Here is a 26,051-nt window from a genome sequence, read left to right as displayed (position 1 = left end):
GGGGAAAATAGCCTGATAGCGCGAAGGTTGTCCAAGGAAGATGCTTCCTGCTGTACAAACAGCATGAGCTGGCAGGCGTTGTATTTATAAAATCAATGACTTAAAGAGAGCGCGATCCTGCCGGGATTTGTCCGGTAGCTTCACGTTCGCGTCAGAATATCAATGGCCCCTTCAAGTCCAGCGTCGGCTTGGCCCCGACGTGTTCTACCTTGCCCTCCCAGCGGGCGCCTAGGTAATAGAAGCGTAAGCTATCCACCTTCGGGTCGATCAGGTCGCATAGCCGTTGGCGCAGGGCAACCCACTGTGCTGGCTCCACCTGTATCTCGAATACCGAAAATTGCACCCGCTGTCCAAGATCACGGCAGGCCTTGGCGACCTTGCGCAGACGCTTCTGGCCGCCTGTAGTGACGGTGCTGACATCGTAGCTTACGAGAACCATCATGCGTGTAGGGTCCCTGAGTCATTTCCACAGAAACGGCGGATAGCCGTCCAAGTCACCACGCAGGTGGCGGGCCAGGAGCTGCGCCTGTACGAATGGCAGCAGGCCGATGTCTACTTTCTCGTCTAGGAAAGGGTGTTGGAGTTGTTCGCGCTTGCGTTCCTGGTAGGCCGTCAGGACGATTTTTCGTGCATCGTCCTTCAACTGTACCGCACCGCTATCGAATACCTGGAAGTCGCGTTCGTTCAATTGCCTGCGGTTTATCAAAGACAGCGCGAGCCTTTCACCGAGCAGTGGGCGAAATTCCTCGGCCAGGTCGAGCGCCAAGCTGGGTCGGCCTGGCCGGTCGCGATGCAGGAAACCCACGGATGGATCCAGTCCGACCGTCTCCAATGCCGATCGGCAATCGTGCGTAAGCAGTGTGTAGAGAAACGACAGCAGCGCGTTGAACGCATCGCGTGGCGGGCGCCGGTTGCGTCCAGCAAAGCGCAGCAATGGCGATTCGACCCTGATGAGTTGGTCGAATACACCAAAGTAGGCCTGAGCCGCTTCGCCCTCCAGACCGCGCAAGAGATCTACGTCCTGTTCTACGAGCAGTCTGTGCGGAATACGCTTAAGCCGCTTCAGGGCATGCTGGAACGACGGCAGGTCGGGGAGCCTGGTGCCGTGATCGCGCCAGCCCCGGGCAAGCACGGCACGCTGGTTGTGGATCTTGCCTACGAGCAGATTGCGGACGACGCTCGCACATCGCTGCGGGTCGTCGCTGGTGCGATACTGGGCGCGCCGCAACAGCACATTGCCGGAGATGGGGCCTTCGACGCGGGCCAGGAAGCGGCCCTGTGGCGTGAGATAGCAGATACTGATGCCTTGCGCCGCGCAATAGCCAAGTAATTGCGGGGACACCGCGACACGGCCGATACAAACTAGGCTCTCCAACATGTGTACGGGCAGCCGCACGCGCTCTTGGCGGTCAACCTCCATGACAATGTTGGCGCCGTCCTTGCGAAGCCAGGCGCCATCGGTGCTGACATACAGCGTGTTCAGCTGTCGGCGCACTTCAGGCTTTCTCCTCGCGCAACTGCAACTGCAGCCAGTCCCGTATGCTCCGATGTCCGAGTAGGCGCGGCTGACATATGCCGATCAGAGAGCAAGCATCGCAGCGCTTGGGCTCATATCGAGCGGTTGGCGTCACGCCCGATGCCAGCATGGCCCGGGTTTGGGCGATGGTGCTTAGAGTGAGCGCGCGCAATGCAGAATCGAAGAGGACGTCCTTGCGACGGCGAGTCTGTCCGTAGAACAATGCGCCGGCGTGCACGGGCTGACCCAGCATCGCTTCCAGGCACAGCGCCTGGGCGCATAGCTGTACTTCGTCTGCACGGTGAGACTTCGGGCGACCGCGCTTGTACTCCACTGGAAAGGCACGTTCGCCGTCATTGGTGCGGTGGAACTCCATCACGTCGGCCTTACCCGTGATACCCAGCTCAAGCGAGAGCAATGGCATAGCGGTCACGGTGCGTACACCGCGGCGACGTTCGGCCTGTGGGGTGTCCGAGCGATGATGCAGCAGTCGGCCTTCCGCCGTAAGTCGGTTCTCGGCCCACTGTTGTTCCAAATGGATCAAGGCGCATTGGCGTGGGCAATACAGGAAATGCTGGAGGGCGGAGAGGGGAATCAGATCCTCGTCGTCCATGCTGCGCCCTCCACTGCGGTCAAAGCACTTCGGTGATGGTGATGCCGGCCGGCAAGTTGCGGTCAATCTCGACCATGTAGTCGGAAAAGTGCCGGGCGGGAGCCGAAGCATCACTAGTGCGTGTCACCTTCACCTTGTCGAACAGTACGTGGGCAGGGGCGTTGCCCATGGGGTGTTCGTGCTCGAACACGATCAACTTGCGCGCCGACATCTCGCCGCGAGCAGCGGATCGGTCGTGTTCGAACAGGTTGACAAGAGCGCGCCACAGCAGCTGCAGATCGTCCTCGGAGAAACCGGTACGCTCGGCCAACTTGGCCGAGACGAAGCCGTGGGCTCGATACAGGCCGTAGGGCAGGATGTGCTTGCGGCCCATCGTGCGTTCCTTTTCAAGATCTTTCTCGTTGGTCACGGCCACGCGGGTGATAGCTACTTCTAGCGGAAGCACGGGTTCGATGGAACTGGCGAAGGCCAACTGCACCGGCCCGCGCACCTGGCCCGAATTGACCTCGGTGGTCATCACTGCGCCAAAGGCCCGCACGTCGAAGAAGTTCTTGCACATCCAGGCGGTAAGTTCCTGCGCCTTGGCTTGATCTTTGGGAAGCTTTTTGTACTTCTCCTTCTCGTCTGGCGGAATATTCAATGCTTTCCAGGCCAGCTCGTGCTGACTGTTGAGCACCGATTTTTCCTGCATGTAGATGGCATAGCCCGGCTCGCCTTCCTTTTCCAGCGAGACGTAGTTGCGGATCTTGCGCTTGATCGCAACGTCGGTGACCAGCCCCTGGTTGGTTTCCGGATCTAGACGCGGCAGGTTGCCGGCGTCCGGGTCGCCGTTGGGGTTGCCGTTGCTCACGTCGAACAGGTAGACGAACTCGTAGCGGTGGGCGATGGCGCTCATGGGGTCTCTCCTTCACTCTCGGTCTCGGTGTCGATATCGGCAATCTGCCCGCCACTGCGGGTAAAGCGCGCCTGGGCCTGGTGGTAGTAACCGATGGCGAAACGGCCCTGTTCCTCGATCGGTAGCGTCCGCGGGAACTGGGGCGGCAGGGCATCGATGATCTGGCCGATTTCCTTCTCCAGGTTCACCGCGAGCCCGGCCTTGTCCTTGCGCAGCTTGCCCAGGTGGTTCTGGGCGTTGCGCAACAGCACCGGGAAAATGCTGGCCGGTGTCGCCGAAGCGGCGCCGTAGTAGCGATCACGTATGGTGGCGTTGATCTGCGTACCGAGTGCGGCGCGCTGCAGGTTCTCCAGCAACGAGAACAGCCGTCCCAGCAGATAGCCGGGATCCGTATTGCCGGTATCGAGACTCACGGGTGGTTCCCCCTGGTTGGTGGATGACGACATACCTTGTTGCCTGCCCAGCCGCGCGTCTCGGGCCAGGACGGCCTTGCACAGCGCGACACGCAGCGGCGAGATCTGCCCATCAGCACGGAACCGCATCACGATGGTGCCAAGCAGGCTGCGTGGGTAACGGGTGCCGGCGAGGATCGCGCGGGTCAGCTCGCCGGCCAGTAGTGGTGGCACGTCCTCGGCCTTCGGCTTGCCGTTCTCGCCGTAGATGGTGGCGGTTTGCAGGGCCAGGTATTGCGGTGTCGGTGGCCGCCTCCACGCAGGTGGTTTGAGCTCGAGATCGGCATGGTGTTCGGCTAGGCGCTGTGCGAAGCCGGCCAGCGTCTGCGTTTCCCAGAAGCGGATCGACAGGCGTGAAGCGTTCGGCGCCAGTCCCAGGACGAAGATGTCCGCCTCGTCGTCCAGGGTCGGGTCCAGTTCGCGAAGTGGCCGACCTTGCCGCACCTGCTCCAGCGCCTGTTGCAGGCGTTGCGTAGCCTGGCCGTCGGCCAGCGCGGTTGAGTCGCCGTCTTCGCCGCGCAGGAAATCCGCGATCAGGTCTTCGGCGGCCTCTGCCTGCGGTGCGGTCTTTGCGTGCGCCCAGAAAACGACGGTGGTGTCGCCGATCTGCAGGTGTTGCCGATTGTGCGGATCGCGGCGCAGCAGATGGTTGAGGGCCGTGGTGTAGGCGAACGCCGCTTGCTCGGAGATCGGCGCATTTTCACCCTGGCTTTTGCCGTAGGACGCGAATGCCTCGAGATTGAACGAGACGATCGACGCGCCGGAGCTCTGGACGCCATAGACACCCTTGATGGCCGGGTGCAGGCGCGCCAATGGTGCATGTTCGCCGGTGGCGAGGCAGCTGCCGAGTCGTGCATCCTTGCCTTGTCCCTGCTGCCGTGCCCATGCGGCGCGAGCGGCCGGGCGCTGGTGCAGATAACCGGTGTCCCCGTCGAGACGGAAGACGATGTTGGCATCCAGCAGTGCCTCGCCGTGACGGATAAAGAGCGAGTCATCGACAAACTGATCTGGCGACCATCCGTCGAGGAAGGCGAGTAATGCGAGCAACCCAGGGTCGTCGGTGCCGCAAAGCGCCTGCCGGTGCAGGGCCTTGAACGCTGCGCGCTCCTGCTCGCTGCGCTTGCTGCTGGCACTGACCCCGAGCACATAGCTGGTCTTGTCCCAGAGAAAATTGGGCTTGATCCCGGCTGTCCGCTTTTCCGGCTGCGGTACGTCCAGCAGCCGTGGCTGTGGCTTCTTGCCGGAGAGATCACGCAGGTCATGGACGTCGACGACGTTCCCACTGCCATCCAGCACGATGGCAAAGCCAATCTTCTCCTGGCTGTAGCCGGGTTCGGCGATGCCGGACTCGGGATCGTCCCGCAGACGCTGGTAGTAATCGACGAGGGCGGACAGGATCATGCGCGCACTCCTGCTCCATCCCCGACCAGCGTCTTCACGTCGATCCGGCCATCGACCATGCGGGCGCGGAAGAAACGCGGGGTCATGCCGTCGGCGAAATCGATGTCGTGCAGCATCCAGCCGAGATCGCGCTCGCCCATCAGCGAAGGGTCCGGTGTGGGGAGAGCGTCGTCGGATTCGATCAGCGCGAAACTGGCCGGAAACTCCCGCGTCCCCAGGCAGGGCGCGTGGAAGCATTGCCCGCGCCGGGCGCGGCGGTTGAAGATGTCCAGGTGTTTGCCGACGTTATCGTCCGGTCCGGCCTTGTCGGTCAGTTCGAAATGCGCGCCGATGACGTAGCCGACATCACGTAGCACCGTGGCAGCACGTTGCTGCCGATCGTCCTCGACATAGGCGATCAGTCCATCGGTGCGGCCGGCCTTGATCGCCTTGCCGACGCTGGCCGCGGCCAGCTTTCCGCCGACCTCGTTGCGCCGGATCGACTCGAAGCGGATCGGCCTGAGGACCTGGATGCTGTCCACGACCCAACGGATCGCCGGCTTCCAGTGGATCGCTTCCAGGATGCCGCGTGCCGCCGATGGAGTGATCACATCATACGAGGCGCGTTCCACCTTCATTTCCGGACGCGTGAACAATGCCCGTTCGCCCCAGACGTGAAGCCTGACTCCGTAACTCATCCTTGCCCCCTGTCGTGCTTTCCGAGAATGTGCCTCGTTGGTGTCGCAAAAGCTGCGACGGAAGATATTCTCTGCAGCGTAGATAATCCAGCAGAAGTATGGTCAGACAAGCAGTGTTTCTAACGCCAGAAATTGTGGATTGTCATCCCAATGCAATCCGAACCGGGCGTCGTATAGACGCGGGTTGACCAGCCGCACGAACTGTTCGTCGAAGCGCTCCTGAGCGACCGGGGCGATGGCATGGGCCTGCCACAGGGCCTGGTAGGCCCGTTCCGGCACCTGGACCAACCAGGCCTGCAGGCGGCGCGCGGCGCCAGCCGTACCGACGTGCTCGGCGTGCTCGAGTTGGCGCAGGACGGCGGCGACCTCGGGGGCCTCTTCGTGGCTGCCTGGCAGGTAGGGCACGATCACCGGCCGCAGGGTGGTGCGGATCATCCGAAACTTTCTTGCCAGCGTGTCCAGCGGCAGTCCGTCGATCTCGCAACCGCGCAACAGACCCAGCAGGTCGTCGCGGTCCAGCTGACCATCGCCCAGGCGGAAGTACAGCTCGCGGAAGTACGCATCGACGGCGTCCAACGACAGCAAGTCATCGCGATGGGCGCGCTCGACCGTGCGGAAGACTTCCGCGAACAGTCTGAGTTCCTTCGGTGGCGCCCAGTCGCCGTTGGCAGGCTCGAATACGAGTACTTCGCTGGCCTCCACGTCCCACTCCCTGTTGCGGTTACAGCGCCCGGCCGCCTGGGCGATGGAATCCAGCCCGGCTTCCGCGCGCAGCACGGCGGGGAAGCTCACGTCCACGCCCGCCTCGACCAGGCTGGTCGCGACCAGCCGGCAGGGCCTTCCGGCCTTCAGGTCCTGGCGCACCTCGGACAATACGGCGCTGCGATGGCGAGCGTGCATCAGCGTGGTCAGGTGGCGCGCCCCCGGCTGCTCGGCGATGGCTTCGAACAAATGCCGGGCATGGCGTCGGTTGTTGACAATGCACAGCACCTGATCGCGACGGCGCAGGTGCTCGGCCAATGCGTCGTCGTCAAGCGTGCCGGCATGGCGCGCACGGACGCGGCGTAGCTCGGTGTACAGGACCGGAGGGTCCGGCGCCAGCTCGCGGACGTTTTCAAGGCCATCCTTGAAGCCCTGGTCCAGCCGTAGCGCCGGCTGAGTGGCGGTGCACAGCAGCGGGCTGACCCGGTAATTTTGCGCCAGTTCGTCCAGCACGGCCACGCAGGGGCGCAGCAGCTCATGCGGCAGGGTCTGTGCCTCGTCCAGGATCACCACGCTGGCGGCGATGTTATGCAGCTTGCGGCAGCGCGAGGGGCGGTCGGCGAACAGGCTCTCGAAGAACTGCACGGAGGTGGTGACCACGATCGGCGCATCCCAGTTCTCCATAGCCAGATGGCGTTTCTCGATGGCCTGTGGCGCCTTGGCCGGATCGTCGAAGAAGGCGCTGTGGTGCTCCAGCACGATGTCGTCCCGGTCGGCCGGCACGCCGAGCGCATGCCGGAACACCTGTACGGTCTGCTCGACGATGCTGGTAAAGGGGATCACGTAGATCACCCGGCGCAGGCCATGGGCGAGGGCATGGTCCAAGGCAAAGGCCAGTGAAGCCAGCGTCTTGCCGCCGCCGGTGGGCACGGTCAGCGAGAACAGCCCCGGCCGCTGCGCGGCCTTGGCTCGCACCTCGCGCAGGATGTGTGCGCGCAGCGGATTGATGCCACCTTCGCCAGGCAACCCGGCCAGATGGCGGTCGAGCGCGTCGCGCAGCTGGGCCAAAGACGGCCTGGGGCCAGCATCCTCGTCCCGGGACGATCGACCTTCGATGCGCCGATAGAAGTCGTCGGTATCGACGAAGTCGGCGTCGACCAGGCAGGAAAAAATCATGCGCGCCAGCATCGACAACTGGAACGGGCGGAGTTGTGGCTTGGGATGCCTGGTGAACCCCAAGGGCAAGGACAGCTTGCCGGGCAGCGCAATCTCCCGCTCCCAGTCAGGCAGCAGCGGTGGCAGTTCTTGGCAGTAACCCTCGGACAAGCGCTCGTAGAGCGTCGTACGAGACTGGCCGTCCAGGCCGGGCCTGCCATTGGCCAGCCCGGCATGGTGACCGGCGATTGCGTAGGCGATCAGGGTCCCGAGACCGCCGTAACGTTCGCCGGCGATCCATGCGCCCCAAGTAGCGTGATCGACACGGGGTGCCTGGCCTTCCAAGCGTTTCTGGAAGTGATCGGAATACTTGCCGAGATCATGCAACAGCCCGGCCGTTCTAGCCAGGTCCGCGGCTGCGAAAAAGGATGCGTTCGCCGCTGCCAGCGCGCCGACATCGCGCAGGTGCACGGACAACGGTTGCCAGTCGCGCCTGTCCGCAGACGCAGTGGAATGAGCGAAAAACGATCGCTTGTCGCCGTCCATGACCAGTCCCCCAATGTGGTGCGCCGCGAAGCTTGCACCACCTCCGTCTCTCCCCATGAGACGCGCCGATGTCTGTGCCCCGCAATCTAGCCCAGGACCGGGCAACATTCCATGGCGTATTGCGCCTATCGGGCGACAGGGCGGCGAATCGCCTTCCGCCGCGTCCGCCGAGCGGCGACAATAGCCGGCGATGCGCGCTCGCAGCGCCAGCAGTCTTCCGGTAGGCGTCGCCTCCCCCAGCCCCGCCTAGCGAACCCGTTCTCCCGACAGAGTAGCTGCCTTCCCATGCCCAACGCTCCCAAGATCATCTACACGCTGACCGACGAAGCCCCCTTCCTGGCAACGCAGTCGCTGCTGCCGATCGTGCAGGCCTTCGCCGCCACCGCGGGCATCGCGGTGGAGACCCGCGACATCTCGCTGGCCGGCCGCATCCTGGCCCAGTTCCCGGACTACCTCGGCGAGGGGCAGAAGGTCAGCGACGACCTGGCCGAGCTGGGCGAGCTGGCGACGAAACCCGAAGCCAACATCATCAAGCTGCCCAACATCTCCGCCTCGGTGCCGCAGCTGAAGGCCGCGATCAGGGAGCTGCAGGGCAAGGGCTATCCGCTGCCGGACTACCCGGACGCGCCGAAGGACGAGAAGGAAAAGGACATCCAGGCCCGCTACGACCGGGTCAAGGGCTCGGCCGTGAACCCGGTGCTGCGCGAAGGCAACTCCGACCGCCGCGCGCCGGCCTCGGTGAAGAACTACGCCCGCAAGCACCCGCACCGCATGGGCGCGTGGAGCAAGGATTCGAAGTCGCACGTGGCGCACATGGACGCCGGCGACTTCTACGGCAGCGAGCAGTCCGCCACCATCGCCAACGCCGGCAGCCTGCGCATCGAGCTGGCCCAGGCCGACGGCCAGACCGTGGTGCTGAAGGAAAAGGTGGTGGTCAAGGCCGGCGAGATCGTCGACGCCTCGACCATGAGCCGCAAGGCGCTGGCCGCGTTCGTCGCCGCCCAGGTGGCCGACGCGCGCGCCAGGGACGTGCTGTTCTCGGTGCACCTGAAGGCGACCATGATGAAGGTTTCCGACCCGATCATGTTCGGCGTGGTGGTCTCGGAGTTCTACAAGGACGCGCTGGCCAGGCACGCCGACGCACTGGCCTCGGTCGGTTTCTCGCCCGAGAACGGCATCGGCGACCTGTACGCGCGCATCGCCTCGCTGCCGGAAGACCGGCAGGCGGCGATCAAGGCCGACATCGAGGCCGTGTACGCCAACGGCCCGGCCGTGGCCATGGTCAACTCGGACAAGGGCATCACCAACCTGCACGTGCCCAGCGACGTGATCGTCGACGCCTCGATGCCGGCGATGATCCGCGACTCCGGCCGCATGTGGAACGCCGAAGGCAAGCTGCAGGACACCAAGGCGGTGATTCCGGACCGCTGCTACGCCGGCGTGTACCAGGCGGTGATCGAGGACTGCAAGGCCAACGGCGCCTTCGACCCGACCACCATGGGCTCGGTGCCGAACGTGGGCCTGATGGCGCAGAAGGCCGAGGAATACGGCAGCCACGACAAGACCTTCCGCATCCCGGCCGACGGCACCGTGCGCGTCACCGACCAGGACGGCAAGCTGGTGTTCGAACACAAGGTCGAGGCCGGCGACATCTGGCGCATGTGCCAGACCAAGGACGCGCCGATCCAGGACTGGGTCAAGCTGGCCGTGAACCGCGCCCGCCTGAGCAATACCCCGGCGGTGTTCTGGCTGGATACCAACCGCGCCCACGACCGCGAGGTCATCGCCAAGGTCGAGAAGTACCTCAAGGACCACGACACCAGCGGCCTGGACATCCGCATCCTCGCCCCGGTGGAAGCGACCAAGTTCTCGCTCGAGCGCATCCGCCAGGGCAAGGACACCATCTCGGTGACCGGCAACGTGCTGCGTGACTACCTGACCGACCTGTTCCCGATCCTGGAGCTGGGCACCAGCGCCAAGATGCTGTCGATCGTGCCGCTGATGGCCGGTGGCGGCCTGTTCGAGACCGGCGCCGGCGGCAGCGCGCCCAAGCACGTGCAGCAGTTCGTCGAGGAGAACTACCTGCGCTGGGATTCGCTGGGCGAGTTCCTGGCCCTGGCCGCCTCGCTGGAACACCTGGCCGAGCAGACCGGCAATGCCAGGGCGGCGGTGCTGGCCAAGGCCCTGGACCAGGCCAACGGCCTGATCCTGGACAACAACCGCTCGCCGGCGCGCAAGGTCGGCGAGCTGGACAACCGCGGCAGCCATTTCTACCTGGCCCTGTACTGGGCTCAGGCGCTGGCCGCCCAGGACGAGGACGCCGCGCTGCAGGCGAAGTTCGCGCCGCTGGCCAAGGCGCTGTCGGAGAACGAGGCGAAGATCGTCGCCGAGCTCAACGGCGCGCAGGGCAAGCCGGTCGACATCGGCGGCTACTACCAGCCGGACCTGGCCAAGACCGGCGCGGCGATGCGCCCGTCGGCCACCTTCAACGCCAGCCTCGCGGAACTGGCGGCCTGATCGCCTCTTCCGCCTCCACCTGCTGATCGGAACGCCCGGCTCCATGCCGGGCGTTCCGTTTTGTGGCTCGCGGCGGTGCGCGCTGCTCCACGGGCCCGGCCGCATCCAGGTCCACCGCGTAGCCCTGAAGCGACACCAGGCCGCCGAACATCGCCGCCATCTGCCGGTATACCGCCCCGTCGTCCCAGCCAGCCATTGCCGTCTCCTCGGGCTTGAATGCAGATCAAGCTAGACCGATGCTGGGCGGGAAAAAAGCGCAAATCCTGCAAGCCAGGCTTGAGGGCGATTCAAGATGGGACGACTTCCGCTGGACCAGGTCGAGGCCTTCGTCACCGCCGCGCGGCTGGGCAACCTGACCCGCGCGGCCGAGGCGATGCACCTGACCGTCAGCGCGCTGAGCCACCGCATGCGCCAGCTCGAGGAGCGGCTGGGCCAGCGCCTGCTGGCGCGCGGCCCGCGCGGGGTCGAGCTGACCGTGGAAGGGCGCCGGCTGTACGACGCGGTGTCCGCGCCGCTGGACGCGATCGGCCTGGCCCTGCGCCGGGCGACCCCGCGCAACGACCGCAGCATCACCTTGAGCCTGATCCCGTCGATGGCCACCGCCTGGCTGGTGCCGCGGCTGCCGGCGTTCCTCGCCGCGCACCCGGACCTGGGCCTGAGCCTGCAGTCCAGCACCCACGTGGTCGACTTCGAGCGCGAGCCGGTGGACATGGCCCTGCGCCTGGGCGGCGGGCGCTGGCCGGGCGTGCACGCCGAACTGCTGTTCAACGAATGGATCGCGCCGGTGGCCAGCCCGGCGCTGCTGCAGAAGCACCGCGACGTGCCGGCGGCGCAGCGCCTGGCGAAGCTGCCGCTGCTGGGCGACCCGGCCGACCGCTGGAAGGAATGGTTCGCCCACGCCGGCGGCCGCGCGCCGGCGCACCACGTCGCCCACTTCGACGACACCGAGACCCTGCACCAGGCCGCGGCCGAAGGCGTGGGCGTGGCGCTGGCGCGCCTGACCCTGGCCGAACCGCTGCTGCGCGCCGGGCGCCTGGTCCTGCTCGGCCGCCGGCGCCTGCCGGCCGGGTTCGGCCATTACCTGGTCTATCCGGAGCGCAGCCTGTCGCATCCGGCCTTCGCCACGGTGCGCGCCTGGATCCTCGAACAGGCCGCCGCCACGCCCTCGCGCTGAACGCGCCCGCCCGCCACCCACGCCTGCCACTATCCCCGCATGCTCCGAGCCGACGCCATCGCCCAGCAGATCCACGACGCCTTCGACGACTACCACGCGCGCTTCGCCGAGATCAGCCGGCGCGCGCGGCGCCGCTTCGAGCAGCGCGACTGGGCCGGCGCCCGCGCCGACGCCGCCGAGCGCCTGGACCTGTACGACGCCTGCATCGGCGACTGCGGGCGGCGGCTGGCCGCGACCCTCGGCACGCACGCGCACGACCGCGCGCTGTGGGCGCAGGTGCGCGACCACTACGCCGCCTCGATCGGGGACGCGATCGACACGGAGCTGTACAAGACCTTCTACAACACCCTGAGCCGGCGCTTCTTCGGCACCCGCGGCGTCGATCCGGCGGTCGAATTCGTGGCCCTGGACATCGAGTCCACGGACGCGATCACCCGCCCGGTGGCGCGGCACAGCTATGCGGTGTCGGAACGACGCCCGACCGACACCTTCATCCGCGTGCTGGGCAACTACCGCTTCGACGTGCCCTACGCGCACCTGACCCGCTGCGCGGCGGCAATCGCGATCCGCCTGCAGGACGACCTGGCGCACTGGGGCGAGCACCCGGTGCGCGGCATCGAGCTGCTGGACACGGTGTTCTACCGCGAGCGCCGCGCCTACCTGGTCGGCCGCGTGTTCGGCGAGCACCGCTTCTCGCCGTGCGTGATCGCCCTGGTCAACGGCGAGGACGGGATCCGCGCCGAGGCGGTGCTGACCCGCCGCGCCGACGTGGCCCAGCTGTTCGGCGTGTCGCGCAGCTACTTCCAGGCCGACCTGCCGACGGTAGGCGACGCAGTGGTGTTCCTGCGCAGCCTGCTGCCGCAGAAACCCGTGGACGAGATCTACACCGTGCTCGGCCGCGCCAAGCAGGGCAAGACCGAGCGCTACCGCAGCTTCTTCCGCTACTTCCACGCACATCCGGCCGAACGCCTGGTGCGCGCCGAAGGCACGCCGGGCATGGTCATGGCGGTGTTCACCCTGCCCGGGCAGCCGCTGGTGTTCAAGGTCATCCGCGACCACTTCGCCTGGCCGAAGAACACCACCCGCGAGGAAGTGCAGGCGCAGTACGAGCGCGTGTTCCGCCTGGACCGGGTCGGCCGCCTGCTCGATGCGCAGCCGTTCCGCCACCTGCGCTTCCCGCGCGCGCGCTTCGACCCGGCGCTGCTGCAGGAACTGCGGGAGACCTGCGCGGCCAGCCTGGAGGAGGACGGCGAGGACATCGTCCTGCGCCTGTGCTACGTGCAGCGCCGGCTGCGCCCGCTCGACCTGTACCTGCGCGAGCAGACCGCCGAAGGCGCGCGCCAGGCGGCGCTGGACTACGGCCAGGCGATCATCGACCTGGCCCGCAACGACATCTTCCCCGGCGACATGCTGCTGAAGAACTTCGGCGTGTCGCGCCACCGCCGCGTGGTGTTCTACGACTACGACGAGATCCGCGCGGTCAGCGAATGCAATTTCCGCGACTGGCCGAAGGCGGGCAGCTACGAGGAGCAGGTGGCGGCCGAGCCGTGGTTCCACGTCGACCCCGACGATGTGTTCCCGGAGCGCTTCGGCATGTTCATGGGCCTGCCGGGGCCGCTGCTGGCGGCATTGAAGACCGTGCACGGGGCGATCTTCGACCCGCAGTGGTGGCGCACCCTGCAGGCCGCGCTGCGCCGCGGCGAATGGCCGGACACGCCGCCGTATCCCGATTCGTTGCGCCTGGCGTAACGAATCGGGGGGGATTCGGGATTCGGGATTGGGGATTCGTAAAAGCTCCTCCGGTCATGCCGCGGCGACCGGAAAGCCGCTCCTGCTCTTTCGGATCACGAATCCCTAATCCCGAATCCCGGCTCCCAATGCTAGTCTCGGCCGCACTTTCCGCAGGAGCCCGTGCATGATCCGCATGTCCCGTTCCGCCGCCTGTGCCGTGGCCATCGCCCTGGCCCTGGGCGTTCCCGCCGCGCAGGCAACCAAGCCCGCCGATGCCGCCAGCCTGCCGGCGCCCGACGCCGCGCTGCAGGCGGCGATCGACGGCAGCTGGCGCGCCGAGGGCAATGTCGCCCGCGATCCCTGGCGCCATCCGGGCCAGACCCTGGCGTTCTTCGGCATCCGCCCGGACATGCGCGTGGTCGAGATCACCCCCGGCGGCGGCTGGTACAGCGAGATCCTGGCGCCGTACCTGTCGGCGAAGGGTCGCTACGTGGCCGCGGTGGTCGATCCGGACGCCTTCCAGCCCGGACGCCAGCGCGACTACTACCAGCGCGGGAAGGACGGCCTGGCGAAGAAGTTCGCCGGCGCGCCGGAGCAGTTCGGCAAGGCCGAGGTCGTGGCCTACGACCCGAAGGCGCCGGTGTTCGGCGAGGCCGGTTCGGCCGACATGGTCCTGACCTTCCGCAACGTGCACAACTGGCGCAGCGCCGGCCAGGCCGAGGGCATGTTCAAGGGCTTCTACGAGGTGCTCAAGCCCGGCGGCGTGCTCGGCGTGGTCGAGCACCGCGCCAAGGCCGACGTGCCGGCCGACGACGGGAGCGGCTATGTCGGGCAGGACCAGGTGATCGCGCTGGCGACCGCCGCCGGTTTCGAGCTGGCCGGCAGCAGCGAGGTCAACGCCAACCCGCGCGACACCAAGGACCACCCGAACGGCGTGTGGACCCTGCCGCCCACCAACAACCACGACGAGGTGGACCAAGCGAAGTACCAGGCCATCGGCGAAAGCGACCGCATGACCCTGCGCTTCGTGAAACCGTCCCGGGAATGAAATGAATGGTGAGAGCGCTGGCGCCGCGACCGCGGCCCAGTGGCCGTGACGCTGCCAGCGCTTTTCCTCCGACGTTCCACCACTCCGCCCCCCCACCGGAGCCCTCCCCCATGCACGGTCTCATCGGACGCCTGCGCGCCACCCCCGGCAACCGCGATGAACTTGCCGCGATCCTGCTCGATGGCATCCGCGGCATGCCCGGCTGCCTGAGCTACGTCGTCGCCGAGGATCCCAACGACGCGGACGCCCTGTGGATCACCGAAGTCTGGGACAACGCCGCCAGCCATGAAGCCTCGCTGCAGCTGCCCGCGGTGCGCGAAGCGATCGCCCGCGCGCGGCCGCTGATCGCCGGCTTCGATTCGCACGTGCTGACCCGCCCGCTGGGTGGGCACGGCCTGGCGCAGGACTGATCCGCGATGCCGCACCGTTCCACCCCGCAGCCGCTGCCGGGATGCTGATCGCGTTCAACAAGCCCTACGGGGTGCTGTGCCAGTTCACCGACCGCAGCGTGCCGCCGCGGCCGACCCTGGCCGGCTTCGGCCTGCCGGCGGGCGTATACGCTGCCGGCCGCCTGGACCACGACAGCGAGGGCCTGCTGCTGCTCACCGACGATGGCGGCCTCGCCCACCGCCTGACCGATCCGCGGCACAAGCTGCCGAAGACCTACTGGGTGCAGGTGGAGGGCGACCCGCAGCCGGAACAGCTGCAGGCGCTGCGCGAGGGAGTGGTGCTCAACGACGGGCCGACGCGACCGGCGAAGGTGCGGCGGCTCGATCCGGCACCGCAGCTGTGGCCGCGCGATCCGCCGGTGCGCTATCGCAAGACCGTGCCGGATGCCTGGCTGGAGCTGGCGATCAGCGAAGGCCGCAACCGCCAGGTGCGGCGCATGACCGCGGCGGTCGGCCTGCCGACGCTGCGGCTGGTACGCGTGGCGATCGGCCGGCACCGGCTGGCGCTGGGCCAGGGACCGGAAGCCGGCTGGCTGCCACCGGGCAGCTGGCGCCAGGTGGACGGCGCGGCGTAAGCGCCGCGCCTGCACTCAGGTGCTGGCGGTGTCGTCCGCGGCCGAAGTGCGACGCGCGCGCGGACGGGCACGCGGGGCACCGTTGCCTTCGCGGGAGACGCGACGCGACTGGCCGTCGATCGGCGCCTGCCGCTCTTCCTGGCGGCGCTTGCGGTACATCACGTAGGCCAGCACGCCGGCACCGACCACCGCGGCGGCGGCGGCGACCGCGACGGGGTGCCGGCGCACGGTGCCGCGGGCGACGTTGAAGCCGGCCTTGGCCGCGCCCAGCGCGGCGCCGGTGCGGATCCACTGCTCGGCACCGACGCCGGCGTCGCGCAGGCTGGCTCCGGCGTTGCGCAGTCCGGCGCCGGCCTGCTCGGCCAGCTCCATCGCGCGGTCGGTGATGATGGTCATCTTGCTCATGGCGCAATCCGTGGCGGGAAAGTGGGGACGCCGCCAGTGTCGGCGACGGGCCGTGCATGGGGCGTCAGCGGCAGTCTGCCGCGTGCAGGCCGGTCCATGCCGTGCCCCTCACGCTACACCGACATCACGGGCGGTGCATCCGCGGCGCAGGAAGATTCCAGACAGCCAGCGCGGCTGAACCGCTCACGTGCCCCGCGGTTTCGCCCGATGGGTTGCGGGGCCGTCCAGGGATCGTGCGGCCGCGCCGTGCCAGTACTCTTCCTTGGCAGCCTGCCCGTTCCACCGTCGCCATGGGCGACGAACCCCTCACGTGCCCCGCGGCTTGGCGCGATGCGTAGCCGTGGCCGTCCAGGGGTCGTCCGGCCACGGATGCTTGGGATAGCGCCCCTTCATCTCCTTCTTCACCTCCGGATAGGTGCGGTCCCAGAAGCCGCGCAGGTCCCGGGTGACCTGCAGCGGGCGGCCGCCGGGGGAGAGCAGGTGCAGGGTCAGCGGCACGCGGCCATCGGCGATGCGCGGGGTGTCGGCCAGGCCGAACAGCTCCTGCAGTTTCACCGCCAGCACCGGCGGCTGCGCCTGGCCTTCGTGGTCCAGCGCGTATTCGATGCGCCGCTCCATGCCCGAGGGCACGGTGATCCGCACCGGGGCCAGGCGGTCCAGCTGCTGGCGCAGGTTCCATTCCAGCGGCGACTTCAGCGCCTCGCCCAGCTCCTCCTCCGACAGTGCGTCCAGGCGGGTCTTGCCGGCGAAGGCCGGCTTCAGCCAATCGTCCAGCGTCGCCAGCAGGGCGACATCGCCGATGTCGGGCAGGCCGAGCTCCGGCATCCACTGGCGCAGCGATACCGCGCGGGCCTGCCACTGGCGCAGGCCTTCGGTCCACGGCAGCGCCTCCAGGCCCAGCTCGCGCACCGCCGCGGTCAGCGCCTGCGCGGCCTGCGCCGGGTCGACGCGGCCGGCGGGGCGGCTGTCCAGCACGATGCGGTCGAAGCGCGATTCGCGCCGGGCCACCAGGGCGCGGCGTTCGCCGTCCCAGACCGCGCCTTCCTCCTCGACGAAGCGGTCGGGGAAGTCGGCGCGCAGGCGCGCCTCGTCCACCGGCGCGGCCCGCAGCAGCAGGGCGTCGCCGCGCGCCTCGAAGCGCAGCTCGCTGGCCACCAGCCACGGTTCGCCGCGCAGTGCGCTGTCCTCGAACAGGCGCGCCATGCGGCCGTTGGCCAGCTGGTAACGCAGCGGATCGGCCGGATGCCGCGCGGCGATGCGGTCGGGGAAGGCGTGGGCGAGCAGGTCGCCCAGCTCGTGCGCCTCGATCTCGGCCGGCGGCGCGGCCTCGCAGCGCAGGCGGCGGCGCCACTGCCTGGCCGCCGCATCGATCGCCGCCAGGGCGGACCGGCTGGCATCGGGGGGCATGCGCCCGGCGCGGAACGCGGCCAGCGCGCGCCAGCGTTCGGCGAGGGCGTCGCTGCGGCTGCGCAGCGGGTCGCGCGCTTCCAGCAGCGCGGCCAGGTCGGCGGCCAGCGCCTGTTCGCGCGGGCCGCGGGCGGCCAGCAGCATCGACGCCAGCCGCGGATGCGTGCCCAGCGCCAGCATGCGCCGGCCCAGCGCGGTGATCGCATGGCCGTCCAGCGCGCCCAGCCGCTGCAGCAGCTCGCGCGCGGCGGCCAGGGCGCCGGGTGGCGGCGGGTCGACGAAGCGCAGTGCGTCGCTGCCCCAGGCGGCCAGCTCCAGCGCCAGCCCGGCCAGTTCGACCTGGGCCATTTCCGGACGGCGCTGCGCTTCCAGCCGCTGCGATTCCGGCCACAGCCGCCAGGCCCAGCCTTCGGCGACGCGGCCGGCACGGCCGGCGCGCTGGTCGGCCGACGCCTGCGAAATGGCCACCGCGTCCAGGCGCGAGAAACCGCTGTTGGGATCGAAGCGGGGCTCGCGCGCCAGCCCGGAGTCGACCACCACGCGCACCCCGGGCAGGGTCACCGAGGATTCGGCGACGTTGGTCGCCAGCACCACCCGGCGGCGGCCGTCCGGCGCCGGCTGCAGCACCTTCGACTGCTGCTCCACCGGCAGCTCGCCGTGCAGCGCCAGTACTTCGACGTCGCCGGGCAGGCCCGCGGCGTCCAGCGCCGCGCCGAGCCGCGCGATCTCGCGCTGGCCGGGCAGGAACACCAGCACGTCGCCCGGGTGCTGGGCCAGCGCCTGTTCCACTGCGCGCCGCGCCTGCGCTTCCAAGGCCTCGTCGCGGCGCGCCGGGAAATGACCGATCTCCACCGGGAACGAGCGGCCCTCGCTGGACAGGCGTGGGGCGTCGAGGAAGCGCGCCAGGCGTTCGCCGTCGAGAGTCGCCGACATGACTACGACGCGCAGGTCCTCGCGCAGCTGCGCCTGCACGTCCAGGGCCAGGGCCAGGCCGAGGTCGGCGGACAGGTGGCGCTCGTGGAATTCGTCGAACAGCAGGGCGCCGACGCCTTCCAGCAGCGGATCGTCCTGGATCATCCGGGTCAGGATGCCCTCGGTGACCACCTCGATCCGGGTCTGCGCCGACACCCGGTTCTCGAAGCGGATGCGGTAGCCGACGGTCTGCCCGGCCTCCTCGCCCAGCTGCCGGGCCATGAACATGGCGGCGCTGCGCGCGGCCACCCGGCGCGGTTCCAGCATCACGATCCTGCGCCCTTCCAGCCACGGCGCATCGAGCAGCGCCAGCGGCACCTGGGTGGTCTTGCCGGCGCCGGGCGGGGCCTCGAGCACCAGGCGCGGGTGCGTGGCGAGGCTGTCGCGGATCGCGGGCAGCAGCGGGCTGATGGGGAACTGCATGGGCCGGCGATGATAGTCGCCCGCGGGCCCGGCGCGGGAACCGGGCTCCGACGCCCGGGTAAAATGCGTGTTTTCGCGAGCGGACGTTCCATGCAACTGGTCGACATCGGCGCCAACCTCACCCACGAGAGTTTCGGGCACGACCTGGACGCGGTGCTGCAGCGCGCGCGCGCGGCCGGGGTGGCGCAGATGGTGGTGACCGGCGCCAGCCGCGAGCACAACCCGCAGGCGCTGGAACTGGCCCGCCGCCATCCGGGCGTGCTGTACGCCACCGCCGGCGTGCATCCGCACCACGCCACCGAATACACCGAGGAATGCGACGCCGAACTGCGCGCGCTGCATGCGCACGCCGAGGTGGTGGCGGTGGGCGAGTGCGGGCTGGACTATTTCCGCGACTTCTCGCCGCGGCCGGCGCAGCGCCGCGCGTTCGAACGCCAGCTGCAGATCGCCGCCGACCTGGCCGCGGCCGGCAATCCCAAGCCGCTGTTCCTGCACCAGCGCGACGCGCACGAGGACTTCATGGCGATCATGAAGCAGTTCGACGGCCGCCATGGCCCGGCGGTGGTGCACTGCTTCACCGGCACCCGCGAGGAGATGTTCGACTACCTCGACCGGGACTGGCACATCGGCATCACCGGCTGGCTGTGCGACGAACGCCGCGGCCAGCACCTGCGCGAGATCGTGAAGAACATCCCCGCCCACCGGCTGATGGTGGAAACCGACGCCCCCTACCTGCTGCCGCGCACGCTCAGGCCGATGCCCAAGGACCGGCGCAACGAGCCGGCCTTCCTGCCGCACATCGTCGAGGAACTGGCGCGCGACCGCGGCGAGGCCGTGGAGGCCGTCGCGGCGGCGAGCACCGCGACGGCACGGGCCTTCTTCCGCCTGCCCTGACGGCCGCGCCGCTCAGCGGCGCAGCTCGGGCTTCAGCGTGAGGTAGTTGACGGTCCAGTGCAGCGGATCGTCGCGGTTGTTGTCCTGGAAGGCGAACACGCGGCGGCCGCGGTCGTCGGCGTTCACCGCCAGGGTCAGCAGGTGGTGGTCGCTGTTGTCGAAGGTGAACTCGAAACCCTGCAGCGCATGCACCGGCGTGGCCACGCGCGGACGGTCGAGGTCGCCGCCACCGCCGGCGAGGGTGCCTTCCTGCTGCACCAGGCCCTGCGGGATCCACGCGTACTGCACGGTCACCTTGTAGCCGCGGTACTTGCCGACCATCTGCGGGATGTTGCGCGCCGCGATCCGGGTGGCGTCCATGTGCGCGGCCTCGAGCAGGCCCGGCAGCAGGGTCGCGCCGGCCGCGGCGGCCAGCCCGAGGGTGCGTTCCAGGCCGCGGAAGTCCAGGCCCTGGTCGTCGGTGAGCGAGACCTCGGCGACGTTGCGCTCGCTGTCCAGCCACACGCTGATGTTGCGCAGGTTGGCGTCGCTGCCGTCGGCGCGGCGGAACTCGAAGCCGCGCAGCACCAGCACGTGCCCGGCCGGCTTCTGCGTCGGCAGCGGGATGCGGAACTTGCCGCCGCCGACCGCGCTGACCTCGCCGGCGGTGCCGTGGGTGAAGGTCGTCCAGCCGGCGCTGGCGCGGAAGGGGTCGTCGCCATTGCTGTCGGCGAAGGCGAAGCGGGTGTAGCGGCCGTCGGCCAGCACGCCGACCTGGCGCAGCTTGTGGTCGCCGTTGCCGAACGAGAGCAGGAAGCCGTTGAGCGCGGCCACCTGCGGCAGCGCCGGCTGGTTGGCGCCGTTGCCGCTGCCGGTGAGGCCGTTGGCCACGGCGCTGGATTCGGACCAGGTTCCCACCGGGATCTGGATCTTCGCCGCCTTGCCCGGCAGCACGACCTGCGCGTGCAGGACCGGGGCGAACAGTGCGGCGACGAGAAGCAGGGTGCAGCGGAGCGGCCCGCGGGCGGGCAGATCATGGATATGCATTGCGATGTCCTTGTCGGGTGGGGTGGCGTCAGCGCAGGCGCTTGTAGCGCTGCACGATCGGGGTGGCGTTGCGGATCGCCGTGCGCGTTTCCAGCTCGGTGGCGCCGCAGGCGTACTGCATCTCCTGCACCTGCGCCGGCCCCTTGGGCATCGGCATCTCGATGGTGCGGCCGTTGGGCCCCTGGATCTTCATCGTCCCGCTCATCGATTCGCGCGACGGGCGCAGGGTCAGGCGGCCGCCGTCCGTGCTCCAGGTGCCCTGCGCCTGGAAGCGGGTATCGCGCGTGGTGGCCGACATGTTCTCGGAGCTGGCCTTGGCGGTGGCGCTGCCGGCGGCGGCGTAGCTGCCGTCGGCGCGGAACTCCAGCGCGCCCTGCTGCTGCTCGACGGCGACGCGGATGCCCGGGGCGTTGCGCTGCATCCATTCGGCGGCGGCGTTGCCGATCGGCTGCCAGGTGCCGACGATGCAGGCATCGCTGGCGGCACTGGCCGGCGCGATCGCCGCCAGCGACAGCAGCGGGACCAGGCCCGCGGCCAGGACGGTGGAACGTTGCGGCTTCATTGCGGCTCTCCTTCCGTGAAAATTGGGGAATCAGCGGGGCGAAGACCCGGGCAGCCGGTAGACGCGGCGGCAGCGCGCGGTGTCGAAGTTGTCGATGCCGTCCGGCGCGGTGGCCAGGTGGCCATGCACGCGCACCGGTACCCGGGTGCCGGCCAGTTCCTGCAGCACGCCGTGGCCGTCCTGGTTGCCCAGCTCGGCCTCGAACACGACCACGTGCGTGCCGCCGCTGCCGGCGAGGGCCAGGCCCATGTGTTCGGGATCGGCGACGGCGTGGACCAGCACGCCGTCGAGCGCCTGCGACGGACGGCGGTCCAGGCCCGGCGGCGCAGCGCCTTCCTCGGGGGCGAGCACGGCCAGCAGCTCCTGTCGCGGCGGCACCAGGGCCAGGCCGTCGATGCGCTGGTGGTCGGCCTGCCAGCCTTCCAGTTCGGCCAGGCGCGCGCGCAGCGCGTCGCTGCGGCAGGCCGGGTCCGCGCACGCGGCCAGCCGCCGGGCGAAGTCTTCGCGGTCCTCGGTCCAGCACGCCTGCAGCTCGGCCTGGTCGGCGCCCAGCAGCCAGGCGACGGCGGACTCGTACCGGGCCACCGCTTCCTGCAGGCGCGCCGGATCCACGTCGGAATGGCCGGGTGCGGCAGGACGGCAGCCGCCCGCGGCCAGCGCAAGCAGCAGCACCGCCACCACGCCCGTCGCCCGCTTCCGGCTTTCCCGCATCGCGCTGCCCTCCGTCGCCCTGCGGTTGCCCTGCCCGGCAGCCGCTCCTGACCGACATACGCAATGCCGGCGCGGAAAGTGACAGCGGCTCAGCCGCGGGCGGCGAGGGCCTGGCGCAGGCGCAGCTTGGCGATACCGGGGATGTCCTCCTGCAGACGCACCTCGGCCTGCAGGCGCAGGTCCGCGCAGTCGGCGGCGCGCACCTGGCAGGCGGTTTCGACCAGGAAGGCGAAGGCCTCGTTGAGCATGCGCGGGTTGGCCTGCGGATTGGCCTGCATCTGGCCGACGCTGCGGCGCAGCTCGGCCTCCGCTTCGTCGCGTCGGCCCAGGGCCAGCAGGCTGCGCGCGCGCCAGGCGGCCACGTAGGCGGCGTTGTCCGGATCGCCGCCCTGTTCGCGCGCGTGCTTCGCATACAGCTCGATGGCGCGCGCGTAATGCTCCAGCGCCTGCGCGTGCTGTCCAAGCGCGGCCTGGGTGCGGGCGAGGTTGCCCAGGCGCGCGGCCACGCGCGGGTTCTCCGCGCCGAACAGGCGTTCCATCACCTGCAGCGAGCTGTGCTGCAGCGGCAGCGCCCGCGCGGCCTGGCCCTGCTCGCGCAGGGCGTCGGCATAGTTGCCCTCGGCGATCGCCGCGCCGGCGTCGCCGTGCGCCAGGCGGTAGCGGCGCAGGCCTTCGGCGAAAGCCTCGGCGGCCTCGGCGAAGCGCGCTTCGGCGAACAGCAGGCTGCCGCGTTCGGTATGGCCCAGTGCGCCGGTGGGATGCCCGTCGCCGAACAGCGCCTGGACCTGTTCGAGGTATTCGGCATTGAGCACCAGCGCGCGCTCGACGTCGCCGCTGGCCGCGACCAGGCGCGCCAGCAACTGCAGCGTGGTCACCGATTGCCGGTTCGGGCGGATGTAGATGCGCCGCTGCGAGCCCACCACTTCCTCCAGCAGGGCCAGGCCGCGACCCAGCTCGCCCATGCCGGCGTAGACCGCGCCGAGGCGGCTGGCCACGAGCAGGGTGTCGGCATGCTCGGCGCCGGAGCGGCGGCGGCGCACTTCCAGCGCGCGCTCGAGCAGCTCCGCGGAGCGCCGTGGTTCGCTGACCCGTTCGTAGTAGCTGCCGGCGTTGAGCCAGAACGCGGCGCACTCCTCTTCCGGTGCCGCCGGCGCGTCGCAGAGCGCCATCGCTTCCTGCATGCGTGCGTCCACTTCCGGATAGCGGTCCAGTTCGCCGAGCACGCTGATCGAGGCGCTCAGCGTGCGCACCAGTTCGCCGCTGCCCGGGGCGTGCCGGCGCAGCACCGGCAATGCCGCGTCCATGCGCCGCAATCCTTCCTCCGATGCCGGCGGATTGAGGTGCGGCCGCACGTAGCCGGACTTGGCCAGGGCGTCGGCGGTGGCCGCCGAATCGTCGCCGAACAGCTCGCGGCGGCGGGCCAGCGCGGCATCGAACAGGTCGGCGGCCCGGGCATAGTCGCCGATCGCCTCGGCCAGCAGGCCCAGGCGCAGCTCGACGGCGGCGAGCACGCGCGGACGGTCGGCCAGCTCGCTGCGCGCGCGCAAGGTCGCCTCGGCGAGCAGCTGCGCGCGGTCGATCTCGCGCGATTCCTCGGTGCCCGGCGCCAGCACCTCCAGCAGGCTGTCCAGGTAATCGAGCTGGGCCTGCGATTCCTCGGCCAGGGCGTTGGCGCGCGCGGCTTCGGCCTGCGCCTTGCGCATCTGCCAGACCGTGCCGCTGATACCCGCGACCAGTAGCAGCGCCGTCGCCGCGGCACCCGCCACCGGCCAGCGGTTGCGCACGGCGAACTTGCGCAGGCGGTAGCGCAGGCTCGGCGGATGCGCGGCGATGGGCAGGCGGTCGAGCCAGCGGCGCAGGTCCTCGGACAGCGCGGCGACGCTGGCGTAGCGGTCCTCGGGACGTTCGGCCAGGGCCTTGAGCGCGATCGTGTCGAGGTCGCCGCGCAGCTGCGCGGCCAGCTGGCGCTGCGCCGGATCGGTCTCGGCGCGCTGGCGCAGCGCCTTCGAGGGCGCGGTGACCTCGCCGCCGCGCATGCCCTGGCGCGGGGCCACGCCGGCGAGCAGGCGGTAGAGCAGGGCGCCGACGCCGTACACGTCCATCGCCGTGGCCGGCGGTGCGCCGGCGAACTGTTCCGGCGCGGCGTACTCGGGCGTCAGCGCCTGCAGCGCGGTGCTGGTCAGGGCCAGTGCTTCGCCGTCGAGGGTGCGGGCGATGCCGAAGTCGAGCACGCGCACGTGGCCGTCGGCATCGACCAGCACGTTCGACGGCTTGATGTCGCGATGCACGACCAGGTTGCGGTGGCTGTAGTCCAGCGCCGCGCAGACCTGCAGCATCAGGCGCACGCGCGCGGCGGCATCGAGGCCGCGGCGGGTACACCAGCGGTCGATCGGTTCGCCTTCGACCAGCTGCATCGCCAGCCATGGCGTGCCGTCGGCACTGACCCCGGCGTCGTAGAGCGCGGCGATGTAGGGATGGCGCAGGCGCAGCAGCGCCTGCTGTTCCTGCAGGAAGCGGTCGCGGCCATGGCGGGCGACGCTGCCGAGTGTCAGGACCTTGACCGCGGCGACCTGGCCTTCGGCGCCGTCCTCGGCGGTGGCGCGGTAGACCACGGCCATGCCGCCGCGGCCGATCTCCTCCTGCAGGCGCCAGCGGCCCAGGCGCTGTCCCACCAGCGCCGCCGCCGGCAGCTGCAGCGCCGGCGGCGGCTGGTCCAGCGGACCGGTAGGGCGCGAGTGCGCGGCCAGCAGGCGGCGCACCCGCATGCGCAGGGCCTCGTCGGCGGTCAGTTCCGCGAGGCGGGCTTCGCGCTGGTCTTCGGGCAGGTCGAGCAGCGCATCGAAGAGCGCGTCCGCGCGCCGCCACAGCTCACGCTCCTGTCCGTCCATGGCCCCGCCGGCGAAGACCATCGCGCCTCCTAGGGTCCGGTCGCCTGGCTGGCCGCGCGGGTGGCCTGCTGGCCTGCGCGGTTCTGCGTGGCCTGGCGCAGGTCGCGCGTGCCCACGGCCTCGTCGCGCAGCAGGGCTTGCTCGAGCTTGTCCGGGCCCTTCGGATCCTTCGGATCCTTGTCCTTCGGCGGCTCTTCCTTGGGATCCATGGCCACGCCCTGGCCAAGCCGGGCGAGCGCGGGCGTGTGGACGAGCTTGTCGGGGCCCTTCGGGTCCTTGTTGACCGGTTCCTTGGGGCCGTTGCTGTTGCCGGTATTGTCGTTTCCGGCGCGGATGCCCGGGGTTCCCGCCGGCCCGAGGGCGCCGTGGCGCACGGCCTGCAGCTGCGCCTGCGGGCGCTCTTCGCCGATCACGCCCAGCCTGGCCCTGGCCCTCGCGTCGTCGCCGACCATGCCGGCCTTGCCGGGCTTGGCCTCGCTGCGTTCGACCACGCCCTTCTCGCCCACGATCGCATCGGACGCGTCCTGCGCCAGCGCGCAGCACGGTGCCGCCAGGCCCAGCGCCACGATCCACATCGTCGATTTCAGCTTCATGTCCCTGTCTCCGGATGACGGAGAGCGATCCCGGTGGACGCGATCGTCCGGCCGACGCTCCCGACCCACATACGGAGTCCAGGGCGCGGCAGTGCCAGTCATGGCAGCAGCATGCTGTAGAGGAAGGCGCGGGCCCGCTCCCACTCGCGCTTGGCGGTGCGCTCGGAACAGCCGAGCAGCCCGGCGATCTCGGCGAAGCCCAGGCCGACGAAGTAGCGCAGCTCGACCACCTGGCGGCGCTGCGGGTCGATCTGTTCGAGCGCCTCCAGGCCTTCGTGCAGGGCGAGGATGCGGGTATCGGGATCGGCGATGCCGTCGACCAGGCCCTCGTCCAGGGTGATCCCGACCAGGCCGCCGCCGCGCTTGCCGGCGCTGGAGCGGCGCGCGTGGTCGACCAGGATCCAGCGCATGGCCTGCGCCGCGGCGACGAAGAAGTGGCGGCGGTCGGCCAGTTCCGGCAGGCCGCCGTTGGCCAGGCGCAGGTAGAGCTCGTTGACCAGGACGGTCGGGGTGACGGTGCGGTCGCCGCCACCGACCCGGGCCACCGCGATGCGGTGCAGCTCCGGGTACAGGGCCTGGAAGACTTCGGTCAGCGGCTGGCGGTCGCCTTCGCGCGCGCGCGCCAGCAGCCCGGTGATCTCGAACTCCTGCCCCATGCCGCCCCCCATCCCGCGCCAGGGCGGGATCGGGGCAAGCTTAGCGCGGCCGTCGCGGGGGCG

At 69.6% G+C, this 26,051-nt stretch carries 23 protein-coding genes; 7 read left to right on the top strand and 16 right to left on the bottom strand.

Annotated elements, in window-relative coordinates; genetic code table 11:
* Nucleotides 1–151 precede the first annotated feature (151 nt).
* From cas2 to M503_RS0104410, 7 genes are all read right to left on the bottom strand, one after another.
* Nucleotides 152–442, bottom strand: coding sequence for a CRISPR-associated endonuclease Cas2 (gene cas2 / locus M503_RS0104440; protein ID WP_028920497.1), 291 nt, complete (start codon nucleotides 440–442; stop codon nucleotides 152–154).
* 18 nt (nucleotides 443–460) lie between these two features.
* The gene (gene cas1c / locus M503_RS17010; RefSeq protein WP_081720933.1) at nucleotides 461–1,495 is read right to left on the bottom strand and encodes a type I-C CRISPR-associated endonuclease Cas1c; all 1,035 of its coding nucleotides are present in this window, start codon (nucleotides 1,493–1,495) and stop codon (nucleotides 461–463) included.
* A 1-nt stretch (nucleotide 1,496) separates the two neighbouring features.
* A complete protein-coding gene (gene cas4 / locus M503_RS17005) occupies nucleotides 1,497–2,129 on the bottom strand; it encodes a CRISPR-associated protein Cas4 (protein ID WP_028920495.1) in 633 nt (210 codons plus the stop codon).
* A gap of 19 nt (nucleotides 2,130–2,148) precedes the next feature.
* Entirely contained in the window at nucleotides 2,149–3,024 is an 876-nt protein-coding gene (gene cas7c, locus M503_RS0104425; RefSeq protein ID WP_028920494.1) for a type I-C CRISPR-associated protein Cas7/Csd2, read from the bottom strand.
* Complete coding sequence (cas8c, locus tag M503_RS0104420) at nucleotides 3,021–4,877, bottom strand: type I-C CRISPR-associated protein Cas8c/Csd1 (RefSeq protein ID WP_028920493.1); 1,857 nt, start codon at nucleotides 4,875–4,877, stop codon at nucleotides 3,021–3,023. The genes cas7c and cas8c overlap by 4 nt, the downstream gene beginning before the upstream one ends.
* Nucleotides 4,874–5,554, bottom strand: a complete 681-nt coding sequence (cas5c, locus tag M503_RS0104415; protein ID WP_028920492.1) for a type I-C CRISPR-associated protein Cas5c — start codon at nucleotides 5,552–5,554, stop codon at nucleotides 4,874–4,876. Before cas5c ends, cas8c begins: the two co-directional genes overlap by 4 nt.
* Nucleotides 5,555–5,656: 102 nt before the next feature.
* Nucleotides 5,657–7,957 carry a CRISPR-associated endonuclease Cas3'' gene (locus M503_RS0104410; protein ID WP_037060460.1) on the bottom strand — a complete coding sequence of 767 codons (2,301 nt, stop codon included), beginning with the start codon at nucleotides 7,955–7,957 and terminating at the stop codon, nucleotides 5,657–5,659.
* A gap of 285 nt (nucleotides 7,958–8,242) precedes the next feature.
* Between M503_RS0104410 and M503_RS0104405 the strand changes: the two genes are divergently transcribed.
* Nucleotides 8,243–10,474, top strand: a complete 2,232-nt coding sequence (locus tag M503_RS0104405; RefSeq protein WP_028920490.1) for an NADP-dependent isocitrate dehydrogenase — start codon at nucleotides 8,243–8,245, stop codon at nucleotides 10,472–10,474.
* Here the strand turns inward: M503_RS0104405 and M503_RS17585 are convergent.
* Complete coding sequence (locus M503_RS17585) at nucleotides 10,443–10,670, bottom strand: hypothetical protein (protein ID WP_081720932.1); 228 nt, start codon at nucleotides 10,668–10,670, stop codon at nucleotides 10,443–10,445. The two genes, M503_RS0104405 and M503_RS17585, sit on opposite strands and share 32 nt — an antisense overlap.
* Nucleotides 10,671–10,766: 96 nt before the next feature.
* On the opposite strand from M503_RS17585, the gene M503_RS0104400 reads away from it, so the two are divergent.
* The 5 genes from M503_RS0104400 (at nucleotide 10,767) to M503_RS0104380 (ending at nucleotide 15,451) form a co-directional block, all read left to right on the top strand.
* Nucleotides 10,767–11,648 carry a LysR substrate-binding domain-containing protein gene (locus M503_RS0104400; RefSeq protein ID WP_028920489.1) on the top strand — a complete coding sequence of 294 codons (882 nt, stop codon included), beginning with the start codon at nucleotides 10,767–10,769 and terminating at the stop codon, nucleotides 11,646–11,648.
* Between the two features lie 39 nt (nucleotides 11,649–11,687).
* The gene (gene aceK, locus M503_RS0104395; protein WP_028920488.1) at nucleotides 11,688–13,397 is read left to right on the top strand and encodes a bifunctional isocitrate dehydrogenase kinase/phosphatase; all 1,710 of its coding nucleotides are present in this window, start codon (nucleotides 11,688–11,690) and stop codon (nucleotides 13,395–13,397) included.
* Nucleotides 13,398–13,563: 166 nt separating this feature from the next.
* Nucleotides 13,564–14,427 carry a class I SAM-dependent methyltransferase gene (locus M503_RS0104390; RefSeq protein WP_028920487.1) on the top strand — a complete coding sequence of 288 codons (864 nt, stop codon included), beginning with the start codon at nucleotides 13,564–13,566 and terminating at the stop codon, nucleotides 14,425–14,427.
* Between the two features lie 110 nt (nucleotides 14,428–14,537).
* Complete coding sequence (locus M503_RS0104385; protein WP_028920486.1) at nucleotides 14,538–14,837, top strand: putative quinol monooxygenase; 300 nt, start codon at nucleotides 14,538–14,540, stop codon at nucleotides 14,835–14,837.
* Between the two features lie 41 nt (nucleotides 14,838–14,878).
* A complete protein-coding gene (locus tag M503_RS0104380) occupies nucleotides 14,879–15,451 on the top strand; it encodes a pseudouridine synthase (protein WP_028920485.1) in 573 nt (190 codons plus the stop codon).
* Nucleotides 15,452–15,466: 15 nt separating this feature from the next.
* Here the strand turns inward: M503_RS0104380 and M503_RS0104375 are convergent, their stop codons facing one another.
* Complete coding sequence (locus tag M503_RS0104375; protein ID WP_028920484.1) at nucleotides 15,467–15,856, bottom strand: hypothetical protein; 390 nt, start codon at nucleotides 15,854–15,856, stop codon at nucleotides 15,467–15,469.
* A gap of 306 nt (nucleotides 15,857–16,162) precedes the next feature.
* Entirely contained in the window at nucleotides 16,163–18,658 is a 2,496-nt protein-coding gene (gene hrpB, locus M503_RS0104370; protein ID WP_028920483.1) for an ATP-dependent helicase HrpB, read from the bottom strand.
* Nucleotides 18,659–18,748: 90 nt separating this feature from the next.
* Between hrpB and M503_RS0104365 the strand changes: the two genes are divergently transcribed.
* On the top strand, nucleotides 18,749–19,552 hold the full coding sequence (locus tag M503_RS0104365; protein WP_028920482.1) for a TatD family hydrolase: 804 nt from the start codon (nucleotides 18,749–18,751) through the stop codon (nucleotides 19,550–19,552).
* Nucleotides 19,553–19,564: 12 nt separating this feature from the next.
* On the opposite strand, the gene M503_RS0104360 is transcribed toward M503_RS0104365, so the two are convergent.
* The 6 genes from M503_RS0104360 to M503_RS0104335 all read right to left on the bottom strand — a co-directional run bounded on the left by M503_RS0104360 (nucleotide 19,565) and on the right by M503_RS0104335 (nucleotide 25,988).
* Nucleotides 19,565–20,578 carry a hypothetical protein gene (locus M503_RS0104360; RefSeq protein ID WP_028920481.1) on the bottom strand — a complete coding sequence of 338 codons (1,014 nt, stop codon included), beginning with the start codon at nucleotides 20,576–20,578 and terminating at the stop codon, nucleotides 19,565–19,567.
* A gap of 28 nt (nucleotides 20,579–20,606) precedes the next feature.
* Nucleotides 20,607–21,140, bottom strand: coding sequence for a hypothetical protein (locus M503_RS0104355; RefSeq protein ID WP_028920480.1), 534 nt, complete (start codon nucleotides 21,138–21,140; stop codon nucleotides 20,607–20,609).
* A gap of 30 nt (nucleotides 21,141–21,170) precedes the next feature.
* Nucleotides 21,171–21,851 carry a hypothetical protein gene (locus M503_RS0104350; RefSeq protein ID WP_155951957.1) on the bottom strand — a complete coding sequence of 227 codons (681 nt, stop codon included), beginning with the start codon at nucleotides 21,849–21,851 and terminating at the stop codon, nucleotides 21,171–21,173.
* An 89-nt stretch (nucleotides 21,852–21,940) separates the two neighbouring features.
* Complete coding sequence (locus tag M503_RS0104345) at nucleotides 21,941–24,760, bottom strand: serine/threonine-protein kinase (protein WP_028920478.1); 2,820 nt, start codon at nucleotides 24,758–24,760, stop codon at nucleotides 21,941–21,943.
* 8 nt (nucleotides 24,761–24,768) lie between these two features.
* Nucleotides 24,769–25,332, bottom strand: coding sequence for a hypothetical protein (locus M503_RS0104340; RefSeq protein ID WP_028920477.1), 564 nt, complete (start codon nucleotides 25,330–25,332; stop codon nucleotides 24,769–24,771).
* A gap of 98 nt (nucleotides 25,333–25,430) precedes the next feature.
* Nucleotides 25,431–25,988, bottom strand: a complete 558-nt coding sequence (locus tag M503_RS0104335) for an ECF-type sigma factor (protein WP_028920476.1) — start codon at nucleotides 25,986–25,988, stop codon at nucleotides 25,431–25,433.
* Nucleotides 25,989–26,051: the final 63 nt, after the last annotated feature.

Source organism: Pseudoxanthomonas suwonensis J47 (assembly GCF_000513955.1).
In the GTDB taxonomy this organism is placed as follows: domain Bacteria; phylum Pseudomonadota; class Gammaproteobacteria; order Xanthomonadales; family Xanthomonadaceae; genus Pseudoxanthomonas; species Pseudoxanthomonas suwonensis_C.
Note: the sequence above shows the minus strand (reverse complement) of the source record. Positions and strands in the feature narration are given on the sequence as shown.